The sequence below is a fragment of the Salinispora cortesiana genome, assembly GCF_000484695.1.
Lineage (GTDB): Bacteria > Actinomycetota > Actinomycetes > Mycobacteriales > Micromonosporaceae > Micromonospora > Micromonospora cortesiana.
This window is the reverse complement of the sequence record NZ_AXVR01000167.1, coordinates 1-1,666: the sequence shown is the minus strand read 5'-3', so window position 1 is coordinate 1,666 and position 1,666 is coordinate 1. Positions and strand designations below refer to the sequence as shown.

At 62.0% G+C, this 1,666-nt stretch carries 1 pseudogene; it reads right to left on the bottom strand.

What is annotated here, in order from left to right:
• Positions 1-792: 792 nt before the first annotated feature.
• Positions 793-1,666: pseudogene (locus tag K228_RS30560) on the bottom strand (right-handed parallel beta-helix repeat-containing protein); the annotation flags it as partial.

Genomic DNA, 1,666 nt, shown 5'->3' with positions numbered 1-1,666 from the left:
TCGCACCACGTCATCACGGAACTCACGGGGGTAGGGCTTGGGCACAGCAACATCCTTCCAGCCCGCCACCAGGGCAAGCCATCTCAGATGTCACCAATCAGTGCAGCAGACCCCAGCGCCTACTCCGGTGCTGGCGTCCGGCGGATCGTCGATGACATTCCGGCCGGCGTAGGCTTTGTCATCCGGCACCCACACACTGATATCGATGCTCACCCCAACGCTCCGTCAGACTCGATATGCCACCTGACGGCTCCCAGGTAGCGGTCTGGGTGGCGGGCGCCGACCGCTACAACCGGCGCCCTGCCGCCATCGACGGTACCCCCCGCCTGCACGTCACGCCGTCATCTGTTCGTGTGGTCGCCTCGGGCGCGTCACGCCGGATGCACTCCGTACAGCCCGACGCCGACGGCTCCGGCCGCTTCTTACGTCCAGTCTGGTCGTTTAGTGTCGCGGTCCTCACGGCACCCTCCTCACCAGGCACAACGCCCGGCAGGTCAGGCCGGAAACACCGTTATCCACACTCCCGCGGCAAGCACGCTCGTAGCGATCGGGCTGGCCGGACTTGTCCTCATTGCGACAGCATTGGAGAAGTGAGCTGCGCTGTTGAGTCGATCGCGTGGCGGGATGTTCTGCCCTCGCCAATGCGGTGCTAGCGAAGTTAGGTGGCTCGCGGGTGACCCGCATCGGCCTGTCAAAGTCTCCCCTCGGGTCAGCCCCAGCGTGACCAGGAGCAGCGGGCCCGTTCCTGCCGAGGTGGCAGGAACGGGCCCTGGGGTTGGCACGTTCGGGTCGCTACCCGGCGCAGCCGGGAACGTCTACGCAGTTGTTGGGTCGGTTCTTGATCACAGTGGTGCCGGTGGCCGTGTTCAGCTCTACTATCCCGGCATCGTTGAAGATGCCCCCGCCGCTATTGGCGGCGGTGTTCTTGACCACCTTGGTCGCAAAGAGCGTGAGTGTGCCGGAGGTTTGGTTGAGAGCGCCCCCGCCATTATTCCCTGCCTGGTTGTCGATGATCTTCGTGTGACGTAGCACGGTCTCGCCAAGGTTTTCGATCCCGCCGCCGTTACCTCCGGCGATGTTGTTGGCGATGATGCTGTCTTCGGCGACCAGGGCTGTGCCGTCATCGACGAACATTCCACCGCCATCGACAGTCGCGGTGTTGTGGTCAATTTTGACTCTCCGGAGCATGTGCTGCCCTCCCGATACGCCGATACCTCCGTCGGAACTGACCCTGTTCTTTGTGATATGAGTGTCGGTTACGGTGCTGGTGCCGTCGATCAACAGTAGGCCACTTGTTTCGGCCTGGTTGGCGGCGATCGTACTTTCGGAGATATCGACGGTACCATTCCTGCTTAAAAGGCCACCGCCGAGTGAGGTAGCGGTGTTGTGGGTGATCGTGGACCTCTCTATGGTCAGTAGCCCGGTGTTGTTGATGCCGCCACCTGCCGCGGCGGTGTTGCGGCTTACGGTGGAGTCTTTCTATTTCACTGTGTTTGGCGGTGAGCTCACCTCCTGGATTGACGAGGATGCCACCCCCAGAAAAGCCGGGACGGGATTGACCACCGGTGATTTTCAGTTTGTTGAGGGTGAGGTTGCCGCCGGTGTTGATGGTGAGGATTCTGAATTGGTCGGTGGCGGCGGCGCGTTCGATGGTGGTGTGTTTGCT